The organism is Selenomonas sp. CM52, from assembly GCF_000292955.1.
Taxonomy (GTDB): Bacteria; Bacillota; Negativicutes; order Selenomonadales; family Selenomonadaceae; genus Selenomonas.
The window spans coordinates 1-25,918 of record NZ_ALNM01000001.1 but is presented as its reverse complement, the minus strand read 5'-3'; the positions used below and the strand labels follow the sequence as shown (position 1 = coordinate 25,918).

Annotated in this window: 18 protein-coding genes and 1 rRNA gene; 6 read left to right on the top strand and 13 right to left on the bottom strand. The window is 57.1% G+C overall.

Annotation, left to right across the window (positions count from 1 at the left end):
• Positions 1-47 precede the first annotated feature (47 nt).
• A complete protein-coding gene (locus HMPREF1153_RS00100; protein ID WP_009644869.1) occupies positions 48-2,057 on the bottom strand; it encodes an ABC-F family ATP-binding cassette domain-containing protein in 2,010 nt (669 codons plus the stop codon).
• A gap of 134 nt (positions 2,058-2,191) precedes the next feature.
• Positions 2,192-3,559 (bottom strand): LCP family protein, encoded by a 1,368-nt coding sequence (locus HMPREF1153_RS00095; protein ID WP_050992490.1) that lies wholly within the window; start codon positions 3,557-3,559, stop codon positions 2,192-2,194.
• 158 nt (positions 3,560-3,717) lie between these two features.
• Here HMPREF1153_RS00095 and HMPREF1153_RS00090 point away from each other — a divergent pair, with 158 nt between their 5' ends.
• Together HMPREF1153_RS00090 and HMPREF1153_RS00085 are read left to right on the top strand one after the other, a co-directional pair.
• Positions 3,718-7,920, top strand: a complete 4,203-nt coding sequence (locus HMPREF1153_RS00090; protein WP_009644863.1) for an autotransporter outer membrane beta-barrel domain-containing protein — start codon at positions 3,718-3,720, stop codon at positions 7,918-7,920.
• Positions 7,921-8,246: 326 nt separating this feature from the next.
• On the top strand, positions 8,247-8,990 hold the full coding sequence (locus HMPREF1153_RS00085) for a DUF4198 domain-containing protein (RefSeq protein WP_037369229.1): 744 nt from the start codon (positions 8,247-8,249) through the stop codon (positions 8,988-8,990).
• Positions 8,991-9,200: 210 nt separating this feature from the next.
• On the opposite strand, the gene HMPREF1153_RS00080 is transcribed toward HMPREF1153_RS00085, so the two are convergent.
• Positions 9,201-9,530, bottom strand: coding sequence for a YnfA family protein (locus HMPREF1153_RS00080; RefSeq protein ID WP_009644861.1), 330 nt, complete (start codon positions 9,528-9,530; stop codon positions 9,201-9,203).
• Between the two features lie 308 nt (positions 9,531-9,838).
• Between HMPREF1153_RS00080 and HMPREF1153_RS00075 the strand changes: the two genes are divergently transcribed.
• Positions 9,839-12,088 carry an adenosylcobalamin-dependent ribonucleoside-diphosphate reductase gene (locus HMPREF1153_RS00075; protein WP_009644865.1) on the top strand — a complete coding sequence of 750 codons (2,250 nt, stop codon included), beginning with the start codon at positions 9,839-9,841 and terminating at the stop codon, positions 12,086-12,088.
• 108 nt (positions 12,089-12,196) lie between these two features.
• On the opposite strand, the gene HMPREF1153_RS00070 is transcribed toward HMPREF1153_RS00075, so the two are convergent.
• Together HMPREF1153_RS00070 and HMPREF1153_RS00065 are read right to left on the bottom strand one after the other, a co-directional pair.
• Positions 12,197-14,089 (bottom strand): fructose-bisphosphatase class III, encoded by a 1,893-nt coding sequence (locus HMPREF1153_RS00070; protein WP_050992489.1) that lies wholly within the window; start codon positions 14,087-14,089, stop codon positions 12,197-12,199.
• Between the two features lie 115 nt (positions 14,090-14,204).
• Positions 14,205-14,654, bottom strand: a complete 450-nt coding sequence (locus HMPREF1153_RS00065) for a metal-dependent hydrolase (RefSeq protein ID WP_009644871.1) — start codon at positions 14,652-14,654, stop codon at positions 14,205-14,207.
• A 60-nt stretch (positions 14,655-14,714) separates the two neighbouring features.
• Here HMPREF1153_RS00065 and HMPREF1153_RS00060 point away from each other — a divergent pair, with 60 nt between their 5' ends.
• Positions 14,715-15,821: a hypothetical protein gene (locus HMPREF1153_RS00060; protein ID WP_009644864.1), complete on the top strand. Its 1,107-nt coding sequence runs from the start codon at positions 14,715-14,717 to the stop codon at positions 15,819-15,821.
• 55 nt (positions 15,822-15,876) lie between these two features.
• Here the strand turns inward: HMPREF1153_RS00060 and HMPREF1153_RS00055 are convergent, their stop codons facing one another.
• The gene (locus HMPREF1153_RS00055) at positions 15,877-16,845 is read right to left on the bottom strand and encodes a type I phosphomannose isomerase catalytic subunit (RefSeq protein ID WP_009644873.1); all 969 of its coding nucleotides are present in this window, start codon (positions 16,843-16,845) and stop codon (positions 15,877-15,879) included.
• A gap of 133 nt (positions 16,846-16,978) precedes the next feature.
• On the opposite strand from HMPREF1153_RS00055, the gene HMPREF1153_RS00050 reads away from it, so the two are divergent.
• Positions 16,979-17,941 carry an AEC family transporter gene (locus HMPREF1153_RS00050; RefSeq protein WP_009644879.1) on the top strand — a complete coding sequence of 321 codons (963 nt, stop codon included), beginning with the start codon at positions 16,979-16,981 and terminating at the stop codon, positions 17,939-17,941.
• 324 nt (positions 17,942-18,265) lie between these two features.
• Here HMPREF1153_RS00050 and HMPREF1153_RS00045 read toward each other — a convergent pair whose 3' ends face one another.
• The 6 genes from HMPREF1153_RS00045 to HMPREF1153_RS00020 form a co-directional block, all read right to left on the bottom strand.
• Positions 18,266-18,892 (bottom strand): DedA family protein, encoded by a 627-nt coding sequence (locus HMPREF1153_RS00045; RefSeq protein WP_009644875.1) that lies wholly within the window; start codon positions 18,890-18,892, stop codon positions 18,266-18,268.
• Positions 18,893-19,302: 410 nt separating this feature from the next.
• On the bottom strand, positions 19,303-20,217 hold the full coding sequence (locus HMPREF1153_RS00040; RefSeq protein WP_009644882.1) for a GGDEF domain-containing protein: 915 nt from the start codon (positions 20,215-20,217) through the stop codon (positions 19,303-19,305).
• Positions 20,218-20,459: 242 nt separating this feature from the next.
• Positions 20,460-21,302, bottom strand: coding sequence for a methyl-accepting chemotaxis protein (locus HMPREF1153_RS13200; protein ID WP_009644872.1), 843 nt, complete (start codon positions 21,300-21,302; stop codon positions 20,460-20,462).
• Between the two features lie 578 nt (positions 21,303-21,880).
• Entirely contained in the window at positions 21,881-22,378 is a 498-nt protein-coding gene (locus tag HMPREF1153_RS00030) for a hypothetical protein (protein WP_009644862.1), read from the bottom strand.
• 18 nt (positions 22,379-22,396) lie between these two features.
• Positions 22,397-23,236 carry an OB-fold protein gene (locus tag HMPREF1153_RS00025; protein WP_037369222.1) on the bottom strand — a complete coding sequence of 280 codons (840 nt, stop codon included), beginning with the start codon at positions 23,234-23,236 and terminating at the stop codon, positions 22,397-22,399.
• Between the two features lie 254 nt (positions 23,237-23,490).
• Positions 23,491-24,960 carry a serine/threonine protein kinase gene (locus HMPREF1153_RS00020; RefSeq protein WP_232208135.1) on the bottom strand — a complete coding sequence of 490 codons (1,470 nt, stop codon included), beginning with the start codon at positions 24,958-24,960 and terminating at the stop codon, positions 23,491-23,493.
• Positions 24,961-25,030: 70 nt separating this feature from the next.
• Between HMPREF1153_RS00020 and HMPREF1153_RS00015 the strand changes: the two genes are divergently transcribed.
• On the top strand, positions 25,031-25,477 hold the full coding sequence (locus HMPREF1153_RS00015) for a helix-turn-helix domain-containing protein (RefSeq protein ID WP_009644874.1): 447 nt from the start codon (positions 25,031-25,033) through the stop codon (positions 25,475-25,477).
• A gap of 37 nt (positions 25,478-25,514) precedes the next feature.
• On the opposite strand, the gene rrf is transcribed toward HMPREF1153_RS00015, so the two are convergent.
• A 5S ribosomal RNA gene (gene rrf, locus HMPREF1153_RS00010) occupies positions 25,515-25,631 on the bottom strand.
• Positions 25,632-25,918: the final 287 nt, after the last annotated feature.

Genomic DNA, 25,918 nt, shown 5'->3' with positions numbered 1-25,918 from the left:
CTGCGCTTCGCTCCGCGCAAAGGCTCAGTCTCGCCGCGGGCATTTCCCTAGTCGGCGAGCGCTTCCCAACGCGCGTAGCGCTCCTCGATCTCCTGCTCCTTCGCCGCATACAATTCGGCGATTTCCGCGCTCTTTTCGGGATCGCCCTGCACCTCGGGCCGATTCATCTCGAACTCCAATCCCTTGAGTTCCGCCTCCGCCATGGCGATCTCCGCCTCGGCGCGTGCGAGCATCTCGGTGCGCTTGGCGTCCGACAGAGACGCGAGGCGGCGCTGCTCCTGCTCCTTGCGGGCGGCGCTTTCCTCTGCCGTCTTAGAAGCATCCGTACCGCGAGCCGCGCCTGCGGCAGCGCCCGCCTGCGTCGGCGACACATCCGACGCCGCACCTGCCGCCCGCCGCATAGCGGAAGCCGCGCTCTTTTTTGCCGCCTTTTTCGCGCCGCCCGCCCTTTCCTCGGCGGCTTCGGCGGCTTCCTTCTCCTCGATTTCCTTCTTCATGCGGTAGTAGCTGTAGTTTCCCTCGTACTCGCGCAAACTTCCCGCTGCAAGCTCCGCCGTCGTGTTCGCGACCTTGTCGAGGAAGTAGCGGTCATGCGAGACGACGACGAACGTGCCGGGAAATGCCATCAGCGCCTCTTCGACCGCTTCGCGCGCAGGAATGTCGAGATGGTTCGTCGGCTCGTCGAGCACGAGGAAGTTTGCGCCCGTGAGCATGAGCTTGAGGAACGCCAGACGCGCCTGCTCGCCGCCCGAGAGATCGCCGATGCGGCGAAAGACCTCGTCGCCGTGGAAGAGGAACGCGCCGAGGTACTTGCGCGCCTCGTCCTCTGCGATGCCGAAATCGTAGTTGAGTTCGCCGACCAAGGTATTCTCAGGATTCAGCCCCTCATGCTGCTGCGAGAAATAGCCGATCTTCACGCGGCTGCCGATCTTCACGCGCCCTGTCTGCGCCGCAAGCTCTCCCAGAAGCACGCGCAGGAGCGTCGTCTTGCCCGCGCCGTTCGGGCCGACGATGGCGATGCCGTCGCCCTTGCGGACGAGCAAGGAGAGATGCGAAAACACGGCGCGGCTGCCAAAAGCGAAGGTCACATCCTCCAATTCCGCCACGCGGTCGGCGCACTCAGCGGGCGGATGAAAGGCGAAGTAGCTGAAGCTCGCCTTCTCCGCCGGCAGCACGATGCGTTCCATACGGCGCAGCTGGCTCTCACGCCCGCGCGCCTGCTTCGCCTTGATGCCCGCGCGGTAGCGGCGGATGTACTCCTCCGTGCGCTTGATGTGCTCCTGCTGCTTCTCGTAGGCGGCGAGCAGCGACTTCTGCCGCTCGGCGTGCACCTTCTGGAAGTAACTGTAATTTCCCGCGTATGCGGTCACCGTGCCGCCCGAAAGATCGAGGATGTGCGTCGCCACGCGGTCGAGGAAGAAGCGGTCGTGCGAGATGATGATGACGCCGCCCGCATACTCTGAGAGGAAGTCTTCGAGCCACTCGATCATCTTGATGTCGAGATGGTTCGTCGGCTCATCGAGAAAAAGGAAATCCGGCTCGCGCAGCAGCGCCTTCGCGAGGCATATTCGCGTCCTCTGCCCGCCCGAGAAGTGATGCACATCCTTCTCGAAGTCCTCCGCCGTGAAGCCCAGGCCAAAGGCGACGCGGCGGATGCGGCTCTCGAACGAATAGCCGCCGAGCCGCTCGAACTCGTCGACGACGCGCCCGTAGAGTGCGAGCTTTTCCTCGCTCGATGCAGCGGCGATCTCCTTTTCCAGCGCACGCTTCTTCTCACCGAGGTCGATGACGTCGGCAAAGGCACGACGAAACTCCTCGTAGAGCGTGCCCTCGCCGAACGCCGCCTGCTGCTCGACGTAGCCGATCGCCGCGCCGTCGTCGAGCTGCACCGTTCCTGCATCCGCCTCCTCCTCGCCCAGGAGGCAGCGCATCAAGGTCGTCTTGCCCGCGCCGTTCGCGCCGACAAGACCCGCGCGTTCGCCGCGGCGCACCTCAAAGGTCACATCATGGAAAATCTCTTTCACGCCAAATGATTTGGCAAGCCCGACTGCCTTCACCTGAAACTCCCTTTTCTAACGGAATCTCTGATAAATTCAGCCACCCATCTTTGCACATCCGGGAGACTTCATTTTATCAGCGCTTCCTTTATTTCATCCGTGCTTTCCTGACAACAATAATTTGCAAAATAACTTTATCGCTTCACATAATCCCTGCCAATGTTCACGAGCGCTTCGTCCTTCGCGCCGCCCTCCATGAGGATGCACGGAAACGGCATGCCGTAGAAGAGATCTACCGTCCTGCCGCCCGCCGTGATCGTCGTCTGCGCTCGGTCGCTCCTCTTGCCCGTCTCGACGTTGCGGATGACGAAGCCCTTCGCCTGCAGGATCGCCGCGACCTCCGCGCCCGCGCCCGTGATGCCGCTCGAATTGACGACCGTGACGGCGACTGCACTCGGTGCGGGTGGCTTCGTCGGTTCTTCCTTCTTCTTTGCTGCACTCTCGCCCGCCGCTTTTTCACCCGACTGCGACCCGGCATCGTCAAAGCGGAAGCCCTCGGGCATCTCCTCCTTGTACTTCGCTGCATAGCTCTCAGCGCGCTCCGCCGCCTCGCCCGCAAACGGTACGCCCGCCGCGCGCGCCGCCATGCGGCGGATCTCCATGATGTCGGGAATCCAGTAGCTGACGCCCTTGAACCAAGCGGGATTGCCCGGCGCCATCTCCGCCGTCAGCCCGTCTTCCTGCACCTTCTTCATGATCTGCAGGAACTTGATCATGTCGCTCGTGTCGAGGTCGGTCTTGACGCTCTTCGCCACTTCGCTCACGATCTCGGGCAGCTTCGCGAAGATCTCGGGCGAGGTCACCTTCTGCAGAACCGCACGCATGAAGCGCTGTTGGCGGCGAATGCGCCCTATGTCGCCCTCCATGTCACGATAGCGCACATACTCGATCGCCTTCTCGCCCGTCATGTGCTGCATGCCCGGGTAGATGTCGATGACGAGTCCGCCGTCGTCATCCCAAGGATCTTCGTAGTACATGCGCTTCTCCACGTCGATGTCGATGCCGTCCAAGGCGTCGATGATGCGCTCGAAGGCATGCACGTCGATGAGGATATAATAGTCCATCGGCACGTCTAGCAGCTGCTCAAGCGTCTTCTTCGTCAGCGCATAGCCGCCGTAGGCGTAGGCAGCATTGATCTTGTCGTAGCCCGCCCCCTCGATGGCGACGCGCGTATCGCGCGGAATCGAAAGCAGCGAAGCCGTCCCCTTCTCGGGATCGACCGTCGCGACCATCAAAGTGTCGCTTCGCCCCACATCGTCCTTTCGCTCATCGACGCCCAAGATCATCACGTGGATCTCGGAACTTCCTGCGATCATGCCGTCCGCCGTCGTGCGGCGCACGAGGCCGCCGCCGAAAAAATGCGCCGCAGCCGCCGCGACCGCGGCGACGAGCAAGACGGCGACGAGGATCCCGATGCGCCGATAACTGCGCTTCTGCTCCAAAACTTCCCCTGCTTTCCTTATCGAATACAGACAGCTGCCGCCGCCTGCCTTCATACTCATATAGTTCAATACAGCAGTATAGCAAAAAAAGCCCGAAGCCGCAATAAAAGGGCGCAAGAGGAGAAATGTTGACCAATTATCAATTAATTGCTATAATGAATCCAAAAGTCCAAATTATGCAAAAGTCTTGGGTGGTTAGTCCTAAAAGGAGGAGAATAATGTTCAACAAAAAATCTTCGCGCCATTCGCTGGCGCTTTTCGTCGCCCTCGCCCTCGGCAGCGGCACGCTTCTCACACCATCAGCGGCAGGCGCTGCCGATGTCAGCGGGCAGAATGTAGCGATTGACGATGCACATGCACCGAGCGACAACGCCGAACATCCCGGAGGCGGGCCAGCCTTCGGCACGGCAGCAGGCTTTATCAAGGAGGAAGCCAACAGCGGCAACGTGACAAGCAATACGCTGACATTCAAAAATATACACTATACGAAACAACTCTACGGCGGCCTTACGTTCGGCACAGGCAATGTGACAGGCAACCGTGTCATCGTCAATTCGGCAACGGGAACGTTTTTTTCCAACACCGACGGAATCTTTGGCGGTGCCGCGAACGGCGGCGGCAATGTAGAGGACAACCATGCCGTATTCAACGGCAATCAGCTCAACGGCGACTTAGTCGGCGGCATGACGAAAGGCACCGGCACAGGAATCGTCAAGGACAATACAGCACTCCTCAAGAGCGGCAATGCAACTACCGTCTACGGCGGCATAGCAGCAGCCGGAACGAACGGCGACGTGCTCCATAATCAAGCGACGATCGAAAATGGTCATACGGGAATGGTCTACGGCGGCTATGCCGATGAAAACGGCAATGTAAAAAACAACATTGTCACCATCAAGGGCGGCATCATGACGGGCGTCGAAGGCGGTCATTCCGACGGTACAGGCGAGGTATCCGGCAATACGGTCAACCTCGGCGACGGCACGAGCGCCATGGCGGCAGGCTACGCGATCAACGGCACGATTTACGGCGGTCGCAACGATAGTCACCCTGACAAAGTGTCGAACAACACGCTCAACGTCAATACCAATGCCGTAGCGCACAACATTAAAAACTTCTCGACGATTAACTTCAATTTCAACGCCCATACGAATGCGGCCTCTTCCCTGCTCACCTTAAGCGACAGCGCAGGGACACAGATTGCAAGCCTTGAGCAAATCCATCTGTCGGGTGCACCGCTCGACAAGAGCGAGGGCACGCTGATCGAGAACACGCACGGCATCACGGTCGCCAACTACAGCGGTGCAGTATCGCGCACGATGGAAAAGACGGAAAGCATCATCGATCGCGACGGCACGAACAAGATCGGCTATAAATACTACCAGTTCAAAGGCTCAACCGAGGCAAAAAGTGACAGTACAGCAATCTGGGGCGGTCGCTCCATCCTCGGCAACACGACAACAGGCAATGAAGTCACTGTGAGCGGCAATCATCTCCCACGTTCAGCCTATGGCGGCTTGACAAGCGGTACAGGCTCGACAGCAACGGGAGAGAACGCAACGACCCACAGCATGAACAACAAGATTACGCTTACGGGAACAAGCACTAACGTCCATCACATGAGCGGCGGTATGACGCTCTCGGCAGGCGGCAATGCAATAGGCAACCATGCAATATTGAACGCCGGCACCGTGCACGGACAAATACATGGAGGCACCGCCGTTAGCGGCAATGCCACAGGCAACTTTGTCGATATCAACGGCGGTACGGTAATCAGCATAACTGTCGGAGGCGCAGCCAATGGTTCAGGCAAATCTGCGAAGAATATTGTCAAACTCACAGGCGGCTCAGCGCTAGATGTCTATGGCGGTCACTCGCATGGCGGTGACACCGAGGGCAACTCCGTCGAAATCAGCGGCGGCACAGCGCGATCCATCTATGGCGGCGAATCCGGCGGTACGGGCAAGGCAACGGAAAACACCGTCACGCTCAAAGGCGGCACGCTGAGCGGTGATATTTTTGGCGGCATCGCCGCAAACGGAGATGCCGTAAAGAACCATGTCAACATCGAGGGCGGCTCCACATCGGGCCATGATGCCTACGGCGGCTGGTCGACGAGCGGCAACGCGACGGGCAACACCGTAAACATCACGGGCGGCTCGGTGCGTGATGTTTACGGCGGACGCGCGGCAAGCGGCAACGCGACGAAAAATATCGTCAGCCTCGCCAATGCCACGGTCAATTCCATCACAGGCGGCGATGGCACAACGACGAACAACAATACCGTCAAACTCAAGGGCAACACACAAGTCACAGGCGCACTCAAAGGCGGCACCGCTGCAAACGGCACGGGCAACACGCTCAATGTCACAGGAACAAACAATAAAGCGGGCAGCATCTCGGGCTTCCAGAAGCTGACCTTCGATACGACGAACACCGATGCGAATCCCATGCTCAAAGTCACGGGCGGCGCGGCGGCCGATGTCGATTGGACGACCCTCACAGCGACGGGCGCGGCAAGCGAGACGCCAAAGACGCTCATGGAAAATGTCACTGGCATCAACACCAACGGGCGCACGGGCGACGCCGTGAAATCCGAGCTGAACACTGACGCCACGATGGAGACAAACATTGATGTCGTCAAGTCGGGCGACAAAGTCACCGCCCTGACCTACGAGGGCTATACCTTCAAAGGCTCGACGAAAACGACGACCTACGGCGCAGATACATGGGCAGGCCGCTCCAAGGCGGGCAACACGACGCAGGACAACAAGCTCACGCTCAGCGATGCCAGCAAGACCTACGCGAACGTCTACGGCGGCTGGACGAGCGGCACAGGCACGAAAGCCGCAGCCGACAAACAGAACAACAGCCTGAACAACACCGTCGACTACACGGCGGGCACAGTCACAGGCACGCTCTACGGCGGCTACGCCGCAAACGGCGAGGCCTCGGGCAACACCGTGAACCTCGGCACAGTCACGACCGCCGCCAACATCTACGGCGGATTCGGCGCAGTGACGAAGAACAACACGATCAACCTCAAGGACGCACGCGTCACAGGCACGGTCTATGGAGGCTCTGCTGCAAACGGCACGGGCAACACGCTCGCCGTCTACAAGCCATCCGAAGTGCACGACTTCGCAGGCATCCAGAACCTCCACTTCTACACCGACGAGATGGCGGCGGGCGCGGCGACACCCATGCTCAAGCTCGGCACGGCGACGAAGGACATCCGTGGCCTGAACATCGGCGTCGCCAGAAGCGGTGCCGCGCCGAAACTCATCAAGGGCGACAAGATCCTGCTCATGAAGACCGCGGGCGGCGCACTCACGACGGACGCCGCGATTCAGAACAAGGTCGAAGGAATGCAGGGCGTATCGCGCCGCTACGAGTACGAGATCAAGCAGGAAGCGGCGGGCGAGCTGACGGCGACCGTCACCAAGGCGGGCTTTGCCGAGCAGGCAAAATCCCTCGTCGAAACGCGTGCAGGACTCGCCAGCTTCGTCAACCAAGGCGCCGACTACCTCGTGCAGGACGGCCTTGCCGCCGCCCAGATGTCCGTCAGCGCAAGTACCTCTGACAAAGGCAAGAACGCCCAGCGCAAGGCGACCGCCTCCGACGGCGCAGCCTACCAGCTCTGGGCAGGGGCAGGCGCGAACAGTATGCGAGCGGAAAGCGGCTCCTACGTCGACTCCAAGGGCTGGAACCTCGGCGTTGGCTGGGCGCGTGAGGATGTTCAGAAGGACGGCGCGAAGGTTCTCTTCAGCCCCTTCGTCGAATACGGCCGCGGCACCTACGACTCCTACCTCGACGACGGCACGCACGGCAACGGCAAGATCAGCTATATCGGCGCAGGCATCCTCGGCAAGCTCACGCAAAAAGACGGTCTCTGGCTCGAAGGATCTCTGCGTGCAGGCCGCGCCAAGAGCGACTACAGCGCCAACCTCGGCGGCACGGCGGCGAGCTACGACGGCTCGAACACCTATTACGGCGCGCACCTCGGCGCAGGCAAGACCTTCGCGATCAAGGAGTACTCTTCCATCGACGCCTATGCACGCTACTTCTGGTCGCACCAGAACAGCATGACGGCAACACTCAACACGGGCGACCGCTACGAATTCGGCAGCGTCAACTCGCAGCGCCTGCGCCTCGGGTTGCGCTACAGCCTCAAGGACAAGACGACGGGCGAATTCTACGCAGGCCTCGCCTGGGAACATGAATTCGCAGGCAAGGCGGGCGCGACCTACCAAGGCGACGCCGCACCCAGCCCCTCGCTCAAAGGCTCAAGCACCATGCTCGAACTCGGCTACCGCTTCATGCCTGCGAACAGCCGCGTGAGCTACGACCTCCACCTCAATGGCTGGCAGGGCAAGCGCAAGGGCATCACGGGCGGCGCATCCGTCAAGTGGACGTTCTGACAAAACAGCAAACATGATGCAGCACTAGGAAAAAACAAACAGCTAGAAGGGCAGTCCCTCTCGACCCCCGTCGAGAGACTGCCCTTCTTATATTTCCATATAGGAAAGAACGCCTTGCGCCGCACTTTTCCCTTATTGACAAGCGCCCCTTCTTCCCAAAAATTAGAGGATTCTCACCCATTTCACTTCCGTCTTAAATTGACAATTCACCTATATCGATGCTAAGATACTCATGTATTTTAAAAATGAAAACATAAATATTATTTATGTTTTCATTCTGCGGAGAATCAATACCGCCGTTCGTTAACTTCTATCATCATGAAGAGGTGTTTATTTTGAAAAAGACCAAAATCCTTTCCGCCCTTGTCGGCGCTGCTATGCTCGCCACTGCCGTCCCCGCCTCTGCTCATGGCGTCTGGTTCGCACCGCGTCTGGATCAGACCCAGCTCGTCCTCGGCGAAGGTTACAAAGACAATGCTTATGACCCAAAGGATGTCACGATGCTTGTCGGCTTCGATAAAACCTATACGCGGGTTCCTCTCGAAATCATTGACGGCGGCAATCACATCACGATCAATCCGTCTCAAAACGTTTCCGTCGCTGTCGTCTATTTTGACTACGGCTATTGGTCGAAAGGGCCGGACGGCAAATACGTCAACAAGCCAATGGATCAAGTCCCCGGCTCGACCATAGGCACGCATGCCATCAAATACAGCGTCAATTATCTTAAAGGCGTCGACAAGGTGGCTCCCTTGCCGGATCTGCCGTACCAGATCGTTCCTCTGAAGGATCCCACCAAGCTCAACGTCGGCGATTATCTGCCCGTACAGGTACTGCACAACGGTCAGCCGCTGCCAAACGCTGAAATCATCCCCGACGTCGTCAATCACCACACCGTGACAATGACTACAGACAAGGACGGCAAAGCCAATGTTCTCGTCGCCAACGGCAGCATCAATGTCATCGGTCTCGAACTCGCAGAGGATTATCCGCAGTCCGACGGCAAAGCGACACGCGATAAGATCTTCAGCAGTCTGAGCTTCATGATTTATCCGCCGGAAGACGACTGATCTGAGGCAGCCATAGGTACGAATACGGGATTTCATAAGCGAAAGCCCGCCCATTTCCTTGAATGCCAGTCAAAATTCTTACTCAGACGAAGCATGTTTGAGTAAGAATTTTGGCCGCATGGAAAAGGGCGGGCTTTTTTAGTGTGAAAGTTCGAGAAGTCAAGCCGAAAGCGCAGACCACTGCCCCTTCCTGTCGATTGACGCGTCGCTTCAGCGCGGCGCGTACATGATGACGGCGACACCCGCGAGCGCGATGGCGCTGCCGATGATGTCGAAGCGATCAGGCGCGATACCGTCGATGCGCCAACCCCAGAGAAGTGACAGCACGATAAAGACGCCGCCGTAAGCGGCATAGACGCGCCCGAAACTGCCCTCGGGCTGCAGCGTCGGCACGACGCCGTAAAGGATCAGGATGACCGCGCCGAAAAAAGCATACCAAAGACTCGCGCCGTTTCGCAGCCACTGCCAGATCAGATAGCCTCCGCCGATCTCGAACAATCCGGCCAGAAGGAAATACGCAAGAGATTTCAACACAAGCATGATTCTGCCTCCTATTCTAGGGAATCACTGATAAATTCAGCGCTTCCCCAGGGAAAGATTCTCTCTGCCGACTCCCTTTCCCTGCCCGACGATTCCCTTTGCTGCGGACAGGAAGGCGGCCTCCCCTGTTCATACCCCCACAAGAAATGGCAGGAAATCATCAAGATATGCCAGTAATCTTTCCATAAAACAACAACATCTAGTTTTTCAGGCGAAAATCCAGCATTTTTCATTTGCCAACAGATACTCTTTATCCTATAATAGACGCTAGCTTTTTAAAACGAACACATATTGTAGGAGGCACATCATTGGAAAAGTGGTTTGACACGGAAATCGGCAGGAACATCCTGCAGGCAAAATATTATCATGCGGGAGAGACGGAGCCGCACGAGTTCATCGAGCGCGTGGCGGGCATCTTCTCGCCCGAGGTGCGCGAAAAAATGCGCGCTTACCTTGAGGACGGCGCACTCTCGCCTGCGGGGCGCACGCTCTACGCAGCGGGCGCGAAAGGAAAGTTCAAGAGCAGCCTATCGAACTGCTACATCATGCCGTCGCCGACGGACGACATCGAGTCCATCTTCACCGTCAACCAGCAGATCGCCAAGATCTTCTCCTACGGCGGCGGCATCGGCGTCAACATCAGCGGCCTGCGCCCCAAGGACAGCCGCGTGAACAACGTCGCGCGCAGCTCGACGGGAGCCGTATCCTTCCTCAAGATCTTCAACACGACGGGCGAAGTCATCAGCCAGAACGGCAGGCGCGGCGCGATGCTCGTCGCGCTCGACTCGGAGCACCCCGACATCTACGAATTCCTGCACATGAAGCAAGAGAACGAGAAACTCGCCTCGATGAACCTCTCAATCCTCTTCTCCGACGCCTTCATGCAGGCCGTCATCGACGATGCCGAATACGAACTGACCTTCGACGTCGAAGCGACGGGCGAAAAGATCCGCCGGACGATCCGCGCCGCCGAATTCTTCGATGAATACTGTCAGACGCAGTGGGACTGGGGCGATCCCGGCGCACTCTTCAAGGACAGGCTCAACGACTACACGCTGCTCTCGGGCTACGACGAATACAAGATCGAGGTCACGAACCCCTGCGGCGAGTTCGGCGGCAATGCCTACAACTCATGCAACCTCATGAGCCTCAACCTCTATTCCTTCATCGAGGACAAGTTCGGCGATGCGCCGCATCTTGCAGAAGAGGAGTTCCGCGCCGCTGTCCGGACGGCCGTGCGTGCGCTCGACGAAGTGCTCGACTACGGCTTCGACACGCAGCCTTTGGAAGAAAACCGTCAGTGCATCCGCGATTGGCGCAGCGTCGGACTCGGGCTCTTCGGCGTCGCCGACGCTTTCGTCGCCATGAAGCTCGCCTACGGCAGCCGCGAGAGCTGCGACTTCATCCAAGGCGTGCTGCGCAATATGTTCACGGAAGCCGCACGCACTTCCGCCGCTCTCGCCAAGGAAAAGGGGACCTTCGGCAAATACGACTGGGAAAAGACGAAGAAATCGCCGCTCATCCAACGTCTCGCCGAGGAAGCGCCCGAGGTCTACGCCGAGATCAAAGAGTACGGCCTTAGAAACGGCACGCTTCTTTCCATCGCGCCGACGGGCACGATCTCGCTCCTCATGGGCGTATTCTCGGGTGGCTGCGAGCCTCTCTATCAGATCAGCTACGAGCGCACGACGCACAAGATGGAGGAAGGAAGCGGCTCCTTCCGCGTCTACGCACACTCCGTCAGCGATCTGCTCGACTATCACAAGCTGCCGCACGACCTCACGAACGAGGACATCAAGAAGCGTTTCCCGTGGGTCATAGAGAGCCACGACGTGCCCTACCTGCACCGCGTCGAACTGCAGGCGGCCATGCAGAAGTACGTCGACAACTCCATCTCCTCGACGGTGAACTTGAAGCATGCGGCGACGCCCGCCGACATCAAGAACATCTACCTCGCAGCATGGAAATCGCGCTGCAAGGGCATCACGGTCTTCCGCGACGGCTGCAAGCGCGGCAACATCCTCGGCGTCAAGGAAGCCGCCGAGCAGGAGATCGCCTACGACACCGTGCGTCCACGCCGCCGCGACAACATCGCGCGGCTTGAAGGTGTGACGCTCCTTCGTCATACGTCGTGCGTCGACAAGATGTACATCACCGTCAACAAGACCTCCGACGGCGACGTCTTCGAGCTTTTCACAAACACCTCGGGCGGCTGCCAGTCAAACATCGCGACCATCACGCGCCTGACCTCTCTCGCACTGCGCTCGGGCGTGCGCGTCAAGGACATCATCAAGCAGCTGACCGTCAGCCGCTGCTCCGCCTGCCAAGCCCTGATCCGCAGCGGACGCAAGGACATCTCGCTCTCGTGCGGCAGCGCCATCGGCACGGCTCTCGCCGAAATCTACAACGAATGCCAAAAGGACGAGACTGCAAAGTACAAGGACAAGAGCGACGACAAGGCAATCAACAAAGAATGCCCCGAATGCAAGCGCCACACCCTGCGCCCCGAAGGCAACTGCGTGACCTGTACCTATTGCGGCTGGTCGAAATGTGAATAAGACCCTGAACAAGAACAGCACCTCGCTGTGATGCCGCGCCAAAGCAAAGGCGACATAAAAAGCCCGCCCTTTCCCCATACATGCAGGGGAAGGAGCGGGCTTTTACTTCTATGCCTTCGGCTCGATCACGCCGTTCTGATAGGCGATGAGCAAGTTGTAGAGGTCGGCGATCTCTTCCTGGATGTCCTTGCCCTCGTCCGTGTCGCCGAGCGTCGTAAGCTTCGTCTGCAGTTCGACCGTCTCGGAGACGGATTCGATGTCCTTGTTCTCCTTCAGCGCCTGGCGCACATCGGCGACCTGCTGGTGCATGAGGAGCCGGAAGCCGCGCGAGTTGGAGATGAGCGTGAAGCCCGAGATGCCCGTTTTCTTGTGGTACGCCTGGCAGAAGCCGCCGTCGATGATGATGGCCTTGCCGTGCGCCTTGACGGGCGTTTCGCCCTTCTTGACCTTGACGGGAACATGGCCGTTGATGATGTGCCCGCTCTCGGGCAGGCCGAATTCTGCGAGGATGGAGCGGCAGAAATCCTCGTCGTCCAGCAGGCGGTAGTAGGGATCGGCCGGCTCCTTCCATGTGCTCTCGTCCTCTAGGAGCGAGCGCTCGAAGGTCTTGACCTCGCGTCCCGAGCACGGCGACGTCCTGCCGCACCACAGGAACCACATGAAGTCGAGATCTTCCTGCGCCCGGAAGAGGTAGGCACGGCGCGCGCGGCGGTCGGCGTAATCGAAGTAGGCGCGTCCCTTGTAAGCCTTGCCGTCGAAGATGACGTCGCGAAGCGAGCCGTCCTCGTTGACGGGAACGCAGCCGTGGTAAAGAAGGTTGCCATTGCAGCACTTGTAGAGACTGCCCTTCTTGTAGAGGAAGTCGACGTGCTTCTGCAGCATCTCGCTCTCCGTGAAGTACGATTTGAGGTCGGCGATGATGCGCTCCTCCTCCTCCGAGAGCGCGAACGGATCTTTCGGATCGATCGTCGGGAAGTAGGCGCTCTCCAGCTCGTAGCGGCGGTCGCCGAGCATGACGTAGGAGGAGTTGTAATTGATCTTGTCGAGGAGACGGCGGCTCTCCATCTCGAAGTCGGGATTCCTTGCGATGAGCTGGCCTTCGAGCTTCAGCATGATCATCGTGATCGCCTTCTCCGAGGCGCGTATGGCATTGGAATCGGGATAGATGCGCGTCGAAAAGAGCGACAGGGGACGCAGGCTGATGCCGTAGCCGCGCTCTAAGACGTCGGTGTTGTGGTAGCGCAAGCTGTTTCTCACGACGCCCGCGATGCAGACCTCACTGCCCGCTGCCGCGCCCATCCACATGACGTCGTGGTTGCCCCACTCGACGTCGATATCGTGGTAGTCGAGGATCATGTTGAGAATCGCGTCGGGACGGCTGCCGCGGTCGAAGAAGTCGCCGACGATGTGCAGATGATCGACGGCGAGACGCTTGACGAGCACGCAGAACGCTTCGATGAAGCCTGCGCCGCTGTCGATCTGCACGATGGTCGCGAGGAGGCGGCGATGGTACTGCGCCTGCGCCGTGTCCTCCTCGGGGCGCGTGTAAAGAAGCTCGACGATGACGGACTCATAGCGCTTGGGGATGAAGCCGCGCACCTTCGCCGCCGGGTACTTGTAGCTCATGAGCTTCGACAGCTCCAAGAGCCGCGCGAGGTTCTCACGATACCAGGCGGGCGTGTCCTTGCGCTCGGCGTGCATGCGCTCGATCTTTTCCTTCGGGTAGTAGATGAGCGTGCAGAACTCCGCCTTCTCTTCGTCCGTCATGCGGTCAGCAAAGACGTATTCGACCTTCTCGCGAATGACGCCCGAGCAGTTGTTCAAGATGTGGAAGAACGACTCGTACTCGCCGTGCAGATCGCTCATGAAATGCTCAATGCCCTTGGGCAGACCGAGCTGCGCCTGCAGGGAGATGAGCCTTTCGTAGACGGATTCCAGCGTCGGGTACTTCTCGGCGAGAAGCCCCAAGAGCTTGTTCTTCTTCTGCGTGCCCTGTTCCATCGTGATCCCCTCCAATGTGACCTCTTCTCCTATGCCTATAGACTTCCCCGCAAGCAAGGCGCTTTCCTTCTTGCCTGCGGCGGTGCAAAAATAAATTTCTCCTATAAATATAAATTCATAAAATCAATCGTCCGATTCCATAAAAGAAAAGGACGAGGACAAGCGCGAGGGCGTACTCGCCGAATGAGCCGACGCGGAAGAGGCGCACGCCGACCTTCTTCTTCGGATGAAGGAACGGCACCTTGCCGCAAAGCGCATCCTCGGCGATATGAAAGAGTGCGCCGAGGAGGATGAAACGCCCCGCGAGAATGAGAGAGCGCGCGTCCTCACCCAGTTCCTCGCCGACAGCGCCCAGAGCGAGAAAGCCGAGGATGTAGAGGAGCGGCCAGTGCGACCAGCCGCGATGGGAGAGGAGTCCCGCCCACGGCAGGCGCACGCCGCCGCCCTTGCCCTCGATCCAATCGGGAAGCACCGCGCCCGCCATGGCGCATGCCGTCGGCACGAGAGCGCCCGTCAGCGTATAGACCGCCATACCCGTCACAACCTCATGGCTGACCCATTTCATGCCCGCACCTCCTGCTTTCGTTGACATATATGCTATAATAGGACGATAAGGAGAATTTCTATGGACGATTATACTTGGCGGCTGCAGCTGCGCGCCCGAAAGATCAGCTCATACAATCGCACGCTCACGATGCTCGTCATCGTCTTCTTCGCGCTTGCCGTCGGCTCCGTGCTCTGGTACTTCTTCATCCACGCGAGAAGCCCCGAATACGCGCTTGCCGAGATTCAAGAAGCGGCGGAGAAGCACGACGCCGAAAAATTCGAGCGCTACGTCAATGTCAGCCTGAGCATGGGCAGAATCTATGACGATCTCACGCGCAGTCTCTTCGCCGCCGACACTTCCCTGACGAGCGACGAGCGCACGGAAGCCGTGCGTTTCTACCAACTCATCAAGCCGCAGGTCACGGCGGGGATGCGCACGACGCTCACAGGCCGCATCGAGACGGGCGAATGGCAGAAGCCCGGCGGCCTCCTGCAGGGACGCCAGCTGCGCATCGACTTTGAGAACCTCTTCGAGCGCAGCCTCTTGAAGAACATCACCATCGTCGGACTCGACTCCATCGACCGCGACGGCGCGACGGCGACGGCGCACGTCAAGGCGAAGGACGAACTGACAGGAACGGAACTCACGCTGCTCCTCGCCATGGAGCAGGCGGGCGACGGTCATTGGCAGGTCTCCTACATCAAGAACTACCGCGACTGCCTCGACCGCCTGACACCGCTCCTCGAAAAGGACGTCGCCTCGTACCTCGAAGCGTCGGCGCCCATCGTCGAGCAGTACAACAAGCGCTTCGCCAAGGAGCAGCAGCGTTTTTCCGCGCTGACCGACATGCCGTGGGACGGTACGGGACTTCTCTCCAGCGCACAGAAAGACGGTCTGAAGAAGCTCATCCGAACGGAGATCATCCCGACCCTCAAGGAGCGCCAGCAAAAGCTCTCGGCGCTCTCCGTGCCGCCCGGCGCACGCTATTTGAGCCAGCTGCGTGCAGAATCCACCGAGCTTTCCATCACGGCTTGGGAGCACTTCGCCAACGCGCTCGAAACGGACGACTTTGCGGAGTTCGACACGGCGGAAACCGTGCACAAGGAAGCGCTCGACATCGAGATGCGCCTCGAAGACCTCCTGCACCACACGGCACTTTGCAGCCAACCGCCCGAAATGCCGTGACTCCAGAAATACGAGAATGCGCCCCGAAGAACTTCCTCTTCGGGGCGCATTTTCGCTAGACCTCCGTCAGCAAGAACGCCCCCTCGCCGCGCATCGTGTAGTCGCCGAAGCTTGCCGGTATGAAGTACGAGTCGCCCTTCTCCAAGATCTCCTCGCCGCCCGACCACGAAAGCTCCATAGGGCCTCCGAGCGCGACGACGGACTGGAAGCTCGTGCGTCCCGCCTGCAGGTGGCAGCGACCCTTGAGGGCGAAGTGATAGACCGTGAAAAACTCGGTTCGTGCGACGACCGTCATCTCATGCTCGGCGAAAATGGAGAACTTCTCACCACGGCTCACGCTGTACGGAGGCGGCGCGAACGAGAGCACGTCGAGCGCCTTGTCGATGTGCAGGTCGCGCAGCCTGCCGTCCGCGCCGCACCGCGCATAGTCGTAGACGCGGTACGTCGTATCGGAATTCTGCTGAATCTCCGCAAGGAAGATGCCGCGCCCGATGGCATGGAGTGTGCCCGCCGGAATCACGATGGCGTCGCCCGCCTTCACCTTGATGCGCCGCACGACGTCCAAGAGCGTGTTCTCCTCGATGCAACGGCGGCACTCTTCTCGCGAGATTTCTTCCTTGAAGCCGTAGATGATCTCCGCTCCAGGCTCGGCATCGAGGATATACCACATCTCCATCTTGCCGTACTCGCCCTCGTGCTCGAAGGCATAGCTGTCGTCGGGATGCACCTGCACCGAGAGATCGTCGTGCGCGTCGATGAGCTTGATCAAAAGCGGAAAATACGGATAGCGCGAACCGTGCGATCCGAGCGCAGCGTGCGCCCCTTCGCGCGCGATGTACGCTTCCAGCGTCAGACCCGCGTCCGCGCCGTTCTCGATGATGCTCTGATCCTCCTTGTGGCACGCAAGCTCCCAGCTCTCCGCGACCTTCGCGAGAGACGTCTTTCTGCCGTACTCCGTCTTGAGGCGCGTGCCGCCCCAGAGATAGTCCTTGAGCGGCGCTCGAAGCTTCATCGGGTATATCATTCGATCCATCCTTTCTCCCGGGCTTGTATTCCTGCCGTGCGCATGTTACGATACATGCACGATAATGAAATCTTCGCGAGTCAGCAGGACAAGCCCTTGCCCTGCTGACCAAATCCAGCAAAAGAGGCCTCTCATGGACGAAAAACTCTTCCGCATCCTCTACGTATTCAGCGACCTCGCCGCGCCCCTTCTCGCGGGCTACATCGCCTATCAGCGAGGCCGTATCTCCGACGCGCTATGCAATGCCCTCATTCGCTTCAACATCATCGTCATGGCGACGCTGCTCGCCGTCTTGAGCTTCTGGGTCATGCCGTTGTCGAGAAGCCTCCTTTGGCTGCCGCTCTTCAGTGCGCTCTTCATGCTCGTGCCCGGCTCCATCGCCTATTTGACCTTCGCTCGCCGCCACAAGGACTCCCTTTCGCGCGGCGCCTACTACATGAGCGCCATGCTTACGAACATCGGCACGATCGCGGGGCTTTCCGCCTTCATCCTCTACGACGAAGCGGGGTTCGCCTATGTGCAGATCGTCTCATCATTCCAGGTCGGCCTCCTCGTGCTCATCTGCTTCCCGCTCGCCGCGATGTTCCGTGCGCAAGGGGCGAAAGAGGGGGCTCGCGTCCACCTGTCGCTTAGGGAACTCTTTCTCACGCCGAACCAGGTGCCCGTGCTCGGTCTCATCGCAGGACTCGCACTCAACGTCTTCGGCGTCGAGCGCCCTGCCGTGCTCGGCACAGCGTTTCAAGCGCTCGTGCATATCGGCGCCTGGACAGCGCTCTTCCCCGTCGGCTGTCTCGTCGACTTTTCGCGCGCACTTCCCTACATCAAAAAGACCGCCGACCTCATCCCCCTGCGCTTCCTCCTCACGCCGCTGATCTTCTTCGGACTCTGCCGCCTGCTCTTCGCGGACTCCGTGCTCATCGGTAGCGTGCTCCTCATCGCTGCCGCGCCGACGGCGATCAATGCCGTCTTGACCGCGCGGCTCTACAAGCTCAACGTAGACCTCACCGTCGCGAGCTTCCTCGTCACGACCGTCATCTACCTCTTGCTCTTCTACCCGCTCTTCTTCCTCTACGTGACGCACGGCGGCAGCTTCTGAGGCAGAAGCGATACATGCAGCGCTTCCTAAAAAATGGACGTGGATCACTCCACGTCCATATTAAGGAAACACTGATAAATTCAGCCACCCATCTTCACACATCTGCGCTGTCCTCTCGTCGTCGACAAAGCCTCGGCGTAGCACCGCTACGCCTGCGGTTTGTCTCCTTGCTGAGCCGTCCAAGAGCCAAGTCCGAAGGACGCAGGCGATTGGGCAACGGCTCGTATGCGAAAACGTCCCAAGAATGCAAGCGCGAAGCGCGTCGCATGATTGGCTGACGTTGACCGCTATAGAACCAGCGCATCTGTGCAAATCTGGGCGTCTTCATTTTATCAGCGCTTCCTTTGCCTTCTGCTGACGGTTGCGGCGATAGCGCCAGTAGAGACCGGCGACGATGATGCAGCTTACAACGACGAAGGCGATGCTCACCTCATGTCCGACCTTGAGCATGATCTGCCAGCTCTCGCCAAGCGCCATGCCGACGCCGAGGATCAGCGCCGTCCACGGCAGAGAGCCGAGGAACGTATAGAGGAGAAACTTCTTCATATCCACATGCGCGAAGCCCGCCGGAAGCGAAATGAACGTGCGCACGACGGGAAGCATGCGGCTGAAGAACACCGCCTTGACGCCATACTTGTCAAACCAGCGCTGTGCAATATCGACGTGCGACTTCTTCACAAAGAAATACTTGCCGTACTTGTCGACGAAGGAACGTCCGCCGTAGCGCCCGACGAGATAGGCGAAGATCGACCCCGCCATGCCGCCGATCATGCCGGCAACCAGCGCCCCGACGAAACCCATGCGGTCAGCGAAGATCAGATAGCCCGAAAATCCGAGGATCAGCTCGCTCGGAATCGGTATACAGGCATTCTCCAAGGCCATCAAGACGGCGACCGCCGCATAACCCCAGGCATCAATGAACTCCAAAAATGTCTGCGTGAACTGCTCCATACGCCCTGCCCTTCCTCAAGAGAAACAATCATACAGCTTCATTATACACTACCGCCAGCAGAAATGCTATAGCATTTCTGCTGGCGATTGACGTATGTTGCATCATGCATTATAATAAATATAGCAAGGGTGCTACTGGTAAACGGTCAGCCCCAACAGTAATTGAGGTAAGAAACCCGCCTACGATTGGAAGCCGGAGGCGGGATTTCTTATGCTTTCAGAACGACGAGAATAAAAAGCGTCACCAAGAGCAACGCAATCAAATCGTTTATCGTCATAAGCAACGCCCCTCTCCGGGGCTAAGATTGACCGCCTACCGTCATAGTAGCACCTCTCGTATTATAACATAAAAAGCCGCCCGGCGAAACTTCTCTTCCCCGCCGGGCGGCTTTTCCTGCTTCCTATACGTTTCAAGCCATCGTCAGCACCTTTGCAGCCGCCTTATCTCCGCGATCGAGTGACTGCCTCTTTTCCGCCGTTTTCAAAAGCTCATGGAAAGACGCGCCGTCCTCCGGATAGTAAGAAACGGCGATGCGGCACTCTAGGCCATAGCCGCCGAACTGCGTATTCTCGCCGCCGAACAGCGTGCGGATTGCCCGTGCCTTCATATCCATGACCTCCGTGCGCTCCATATCCTTGACAAAGACGGCGAACTGGCCATCGCCCAGATGCGCAAGCACGTCTCCCGCACGGAAGAAACTGCCGACCGCCTTGCATATACGCACGAGAAGCTGATCCGTCCAATGCTTGCCGCGCTGCTCTGCGAGCTGGCAGATATTGTCGAAGGAAATGGCCATCAGAGCGTTGCTCTCGTCGCGGCCATGACCTGCAAGGTACGTCTGCACCGCTTTCTCCAATCCTGCACCGTTCAAAATGCCCGTGACCGAATCGCGCTCCGAGCGGAAATGCGCAAAACTCTGCTCCATCTTGCCCATGCTCGACTCGATGTCCCAGAGGATGCCGATCGTGCGCTGCACGCGTCCCGTCTCGTCACGCAGGAGCTTCACGGCGACCTCGTACCACGAATAGCGCCCCTGCGGCACTTCTGCCATGTCGAGCAAGACCTCGCGCACACCCGTCGTCTGCCCACGGAAAAGCGCCACAAGCCGCTCGACCGAATCAGGATGAATCATGCCGCGGTTTTCGGTGCAAAGGGTGCGGCAGAACCCCTCAAAGCGCTTCTCCGTCATACCATCGCGCGCTTTCGCCAAAAGAAGCACATCGTGCTCAATATCGTAGTCAAACGTGACCACACCCAATTTTTCCAATAACAGCTCTACGCATTGATTCTCGTAACCTGCTACCGGAGTCTTATATCTTTCCATAATATAACCTCCCCAAGATAGACAAGCATAACTACCAATGCCTCTCCCCCATAACTTCCCATACAATGTCCCCACAAAATGGCGAAGTTATTCTAACATATAGTATAGCGCGAGAACGCAAAAAAATCCAGAAAAAAGTGACAATGATTCAAAAAACTTTGCTATCTGCAGGCATCTGCTCCTGCATACAAAGAAAGAGCGCACATGGCTTCCATGCGCGCCCCTTCCAGTGCCCAATATCTTCAATCCGTACGCACGACAAAGGTGCCCAGGTCCTCTGCCGCATTCGTAACGCGCGAGAGGTTCGCCGTGATCTCCTCGGTCGAAGCCGCCTGTTCCTGGCTGATTGCCCCCGTCGTCTCAATCGTCTTCGAGATCGCCTCGACCGCCTTGTTCATCTCCGCGAGCGTCGCTTGAATCTTCTCCGTCGCCTCGCGCGACTGCTCCGCGAGTTTGCGGACTTCCTCTGCAACAACGGCGAAGCCTCTGCCCTGCTCGCCCGCGCGCGCCGCTTCGATAGCAGCGTTGAGGCCGAGGAGGTTCGTCTGCTGCGCGATGTTATTGATGAACTCGATGACCTTGATCGTCTCGGCATTGCGCTCCTTGAGGTCGGCCGCCTGCTGCACAGCCTCCTGTCCCGACTTCGCCAGTTCGCTCGCACTCTCCGCGACCTGCTCGACGGCATGGTAAACCGTCTCCGTCGACTTCGTGACCTCGTCGACCGCATGGGCGAGCTTGATGTCCTGCGCAACATCCATCGCCGTCACAAACGTGCCGATAATGCCGCCGTTCATGCCATAAATCGGCGTGATCATGCTGCGGACACCGGGTCCGTAAATCTTCTCATCAATCAAGCCTGTATAGTCGCGTCCCGTATCGATGACGTGCTTCGTATTAGGCGAAACAGGCGAGCCGACCGCAGGCGAAAACTCAAGACCAGGAGTCGGCGCTAGAGCCAAAACCGACTCCTTATCCGTTACGGCAACAGCAATATCCTGGCGGACGACATGATCCAAATAAGGGGCGACGGCGATGAACGCATCCAAAATATCTTGATCCGTCTTGATCGTATCGGGGTAAACCATGGAAATACAACTCCTCTATTTACGCACTCCAAAGAAACGACGACAGCCATGTTTTGCTTTGAATGCTCACGAAAAGAAAACATGAAAAAGAATCCCTCTATATTTCATTATATCGTAAAAGTTTCCATAAAATATAAGCGCTTTATAAAAATCTTTCGTAGAATCCGACTTTGGGATGTATTTCTTCTTCCTTCTGGGAAAAACTGCTCTTTCCAAACAAAAGGCCGCGGATCTCTGCCCCAAAGCATAGAACCGCAGCATCTTTCATCGCGTACTTTCTATTATTTTTAATGCGCAAAGTTTGCGTTACCATGTTAAAATATCATTCAAATACTTCGGCACATAAAGGCCGTAGCGCATGCGATACGCTTGGTAAAAGGCAACTTCTGCCATGCGATAGACATACTCACTTAAAAGCAGAAGGAATGTCCGATATGGGATTGCCCCAAAAAGATTCCTCGTCCGCAGCACCTTCTGCGGTAAGCGATACGAGAAACAATCCGATCAGTAGGCAGGAAAAAAGCACATGGCGCTTTAACATCTCAGTTTTCTCCTTTTTATAAAAAATTTTCATTTCGTCAGAATAATATCTTTGTCTTTACATTTCCTACCGCTGTAATATTCATGGCAAAGAAGAAGTCTCCTGCCTCTGCCTTTTCAAGCTCTAACTGCGTTTTTTCGCTCTTCCAGATATAGGCCTTCTTCGTTTCCTGCGGCTCCCCATACCGCTCTACAAGAAACAAGTATACATCCAGATACTTCTTGGGATCCAATCGATCGATGGTGCAGCCGACAAATTTTTCGTCCTTATATGTCAGTCGTACTTTCGTTTTTTTGTCCATTGCATCATCGGGCAAGTAATCCTTATAGGTATAGGGCTTGAATGTCTGTGCCAACCACGACGAACCGCTGCGTGCCGAAGAATTGTCCGTCGGAGGCATGAAGCGCGGACTCGTCCCCCATGTATAACCCAAAGCTCCATCGGGAAGCTCTTTCGGCTCTGCCGAGACAGCAGGGAGTAGGATGCACGCGAAAAAGAAAAAGAACATGACGGTGCGCGTGAAATGTTTCAACATGGATATCTCTCCTTCATATCATTCGATTCGTGTCACATTGATGTCGTATCCATCGCCTATGGTGTATATCATATAAGTGTCTTCAAGGACACCTTTCTCGTGAAGCACTTTGCGTGTGATTTTTCCTACCGTATTGATTTTGCCGTAGATCGTAATCATATCGCCTTTGTGCAGGGAAGAGATGCTTCTCCCATCCGGATCCTTGCCATTGTTCCACTTCGTATGGCATCTGAAATCCGTGCCTCCATACTTATATGTTTCCATAGGATCATTCGAGAATGTAACCTCGATTAATCCGTCCGGGTCGATTGATTCGATGACCGCTCGCAGGATTCTGCATTTCTTTCCTTCATACCGTTCTCTTGCCGCAATGGGGTTGGAATGATAGGCTGCAAGCATGTCTTCAGCGTAAACGGTCTGATACGAGCGGCGCTCCTGCTCTTCTTTCTCCCGCGCCTCTCGTTCCGCCTGTGCTTTTTGCTCTTCCTCCTGTTTCTTTTTCTTTTCTTCTTCCTGCTGCTTCTCCTCCTCTTGCTTTTGCCATGCAATCCATTCATCGTATTGCGCCTGCAGTTGTTCTGCTTCTCGTTGCGCTTTTTGTTCGGGGGTGAGGCTTGCTTCATATGCTCGGACTGCTTCATCATGCGCTCTTTGTGCCGCACCATTCGAACAACCCCATAAAATAATCGATGTCGTAATCATGAAACTATAAAGGAGAAATACGTGGATACGCGTCTTCTGTATCAAATTTCCCCATATGGCAAGAGGCGGATATAGCAGGCCGAGAAACAGGAGAAGATGGCCAAGCAAAAAAAACAGAAAACAAATATGGGCAAAGTTCGTCCAAAAATTTTCCACAAGATGACCTCCTTCCGTGATGCTCTGCATCAGATCCTTAAGCCCACATTGTCCGAGCACCTCTATCTCGCTTTACCTCCCGCCTTCCCCCGGCAGCAAGCATTCCTATGCGCACAGACGGGTGCGAATGCGGGCAAAAGCCGTCAATAATCCTCATTATAACAAAGACCTCGCAGGCTTTGGTTACCTGCGAGGTAAGTGGAGCATCTTTTGATGTCGAAAACTTTGCTGCGGTCATACGGCTGCAGATGATTCTATATGTCCAGCAACCTCTTTTGGTCGGCTACGAACTCGTCGATCGCTCGATTGCGTTCCGCCTCGGTCATGGGCGGCAGATTTTTTATAAAGGCGTTCAGCCGGAGCCCCATTTCGCCGTTCTTCATGGCCTCGAGCCGTTCCTCCTCCGAACGATTGCCGGAGGAGAACACCTCATTCCTTGTCTGCCAATAGGCAAGTTTTTCCGGGTCATCCTTGAACTCTGCCAAGAATGCATCCACGCTCTTTATGGACTTTCTTTCCTCTTGGCTGACTGTCGGCGGCATGTAGCTGTCATGCGCAGTCGGCTCGATCGATGACGTCGGCGTTGGCACGGCAACTTCTTGTTCAGACTCGCTGTCCGATGGCACAAGCGATTGCACGGAAAATTTCTCATCAGATGTTTCCGGTGTCGGCGCGGCTGCTCTTTCTTCCACAGCGCTCGGCAATCGAACCGCTGGCGAATCGACCCCCGATTCTCTTGCGGGAGCACTCGGCAGGGTTTCTACCCCATCAAGCCTTGGCAGAAGGCAAAATACTACGACAGATACGATGGCCAGCGTCCACAATGCCGGCTTTCCCCTGCCAGCCCAAAACCTGCGGAAGATCAGCGCACGGCGAAGCTCTTGCAGATTCCGATAGCGCCTGTCCGGATCGATTTCCGTGCATTTGGCAAATATCTTGGCGAGATAGCCGTCGTACTCCTCTGGCAGCGCTTTCCGCATAGTGATACCGATCGAGTAGATGTCACTCCTCGCATCCGTCTGCCCATAGCCAAATTGTTCCGGCGGAGCATAGCCCCTGGTGCCGAGGTGCATCGTATCCTCGCCGCTGTGCTCTTTGACGGTGCGGGCAGCATCGAAGTCGATGAGCCGGATGATACAGCCGCTTTGCAGGATAAGGTTGGACGGCTTGATGTCGCGGTGAATGATGCCCTGCGCGTGGATTTCGTCAAGGCCTTCGCATAGCTGCAAAAGAACGCTCTCCGTCTCGCGCTCCGAAAGATACGCCTTGCGTCCGATGCGATCAAGCAGGGATTCTCCCTGCACATACTCCTCCACAACAACCGTCTCATCGCCATCCTCGATACAATGCAGGACGCGGGGAATCAGCGGATAATCCTTCCCTTTGAGCATCCTATAGGGAAGCCCCGTCAAAGCGATGCGTTTCAATATGACCAGCCGCTGCGAAAACGTCCCAAGAGCGCAAGCCGAAGGCGCTGCGCGATTGGTTGACGTTGACCGCTGCTGACCCATCCAAGAAGCAAGCCCCGCAGGGGCATCGCTGATTGGGTCATGGGTCGTATGCGAAAACGTCCCAAGAGCGCAAGACGAAGGCGCAGCGTGATTGGCTGACGTTGACCGCCCCGCTCTCTCGGATGCCAGCCACACCTCACCCTTATCGCTGGATTTTAGCAGCTGTATCTTTTGAAAAACCTCCTCAAAATATGCGGTGATATGAGCATTCAAGAAACCACCTTGCTTTCTTCTCCATATCGTATTATCCTATGTGTATCAAATCTCATAGGAGGGCAGCATCATGCCAAAAAGCACCGAAGAATTGAAAGACGATTTGCGTCAGGCCTCCGGACTGGAGGGCTTTCTCGTGGACAATCAGAAAGACTTTTGCCAATATACGCTGGCAGAATATCTGAATCAACTTCTGGAGGAAAAACACCTGAGCAAGATGGATGTCGTTCGGGCTTCCAGCTTGGAACGAATCTATGCTTATCATATATTCGCCGGACGCAAAAAGAATCCTTCACGCAACAAAGTCATTTCCCTCGCCCTCGCCATGAAACTGACGCCGGAGGAGACGCAGTATCTTCTATACTATGCAGGAGCGGAACAACTCTACGTCCGCAATCCGCGGGACAGCATCCTGTGGTATGCCCTCGACCATCACATGAGCGTAATCGATACGAACATCATGCTCCAAAAGATGTCGGAACACCCCTTGTTGAACGTCGAAACAGAGATGCCTTGATTCCAAAATAAAAACGCACCCTTGCGGGTGCGTCATCAACCAGCAGCTTTCTATCCTCCCAGGTCGTCTCCAACCAAGTACTTTCGACGTATGAGTGCTTAACGACTGTGTTCGGGATGGGAACAGGTGGATCCACTCAGCTATCGCCACTGGATTTGTGAAGGTGTTTGTTGCACCCTCAAAACTATACAGAAGACTCAATGGAACATTTTAGAGGCGAAATGTACGCGCGTCTCACGCTTCTCCCTGCCTTGAGGCAGTCAGCAGCGGTCAACGTCAGCCAATCGCGCTGCGCTTTCAGCTTGCGCTCTTGGGACGTTTTCGCACGCTAACCCCTTTGCCAATCGGCTGCACCCCTTTCGGGGTTTGCCTCTTGGATGGGCTATGCGAGTCAAGCCCTCGGCGTATTAGTACGGGTCGGCTGCACGCCTTGCAGCGCTT

Bases quoted from the DNA above. Each gene is read 5' to 3' on its own strand.
- HMPREF1153_RS00050 (WP_009644879.1), top strand. From the start codon at position 16,979: ATGGACGAAAAACTCTTCCGCATCCTCTACGTATTCAGCGACCTCGCC.
- HMPREF1153_RS00040 (WP_009644882.1), bottom strand. From the start codon at position 20,217: ATGGAAAGATATAAGACTCCGGTAGCAGGTTACGAGAATCAATGCGTA.
- HMPREF1153_RS00045 (WP_009644875.1), bottom strand. From the start codon at position 18,892: ATGGAGCAGTTCACGCAGACATTTTTGGAGTTCATTGATGCCTGGGGT.
- HMPREF1153_RS00015 (WP_009644874.1), top strand. From the start codon at position 25,031: ATGCCAAAAAGCACCGAAGAATTGAAAGACGATTTGCGTCAGGCCTCC.
- HMPREF1153_RS00065 (WP_009644871.1), bottom strand. From the start codon at position 14,654: ATGAAATGGGTCAGCCATGAGGTTGTGACGGGTATGGCGGTCTATACG.
- HMPREF1153_RS00080 (WP_009644861.1), bottom strand. From the start codon at position 9,530: ATGCTTGTGTTGAAATCTCTTGCGTATTTCCTTCTGGCCGGATTGTTC.
- HMPREF1153_RS00070 (WP_050992489.1), bottom strand. From the start codon at position 14,089: ATGGAACAGGGCACGCAGAAGAAGAACAAGCTCTTGGGGCTTCTCGCC.
- HMPREF1153_RS00060 (WP_009644864.1), top strand. From the start codon at position 14,715: ATGGACGATTATACTTGGCGGCTGCAGCTGCGCGCCCGAAAGATCAGC.
- HMPREF1153_RS00095 (WP_050992490.1), bottom strand. From the start codon at position 3,559: ATGAGTATGAAGGCAGGCGGCGGCAGCTGTCTGTATTCGATAAGGAAA.
- HMPREF1153_RS00030 (WP_009644862.1), bottom strand. From the start codon at position 22,378: ATGTTGAAACATTTCACGCGCACCGTCATGTTCTTTTTCTTTTTCGCG.
- HMPREF1153_RS13200 (WP_009644872.1), bottom strand. From the start codon at position 21,302: ATGGTTTACCCCGATACGATCAAGACGGATCAAGATATTTTGGATGCG.
- HMPREF1153_RS00090 (WP_009644863.1), top strand. From the start codon at position 3,718: ATGTTCAACAAAAAATCTTCGCGCCATTCGCTGGCGCTTTTCGTCGCC.
- HMPREF1153_RS00055 (WP_009644873.1), bottom strand. From the start codon at position 16,845: ATGATATACCCGATGAAGCTTCGAGCGCCGCTCAAGGACTATCTCTGG.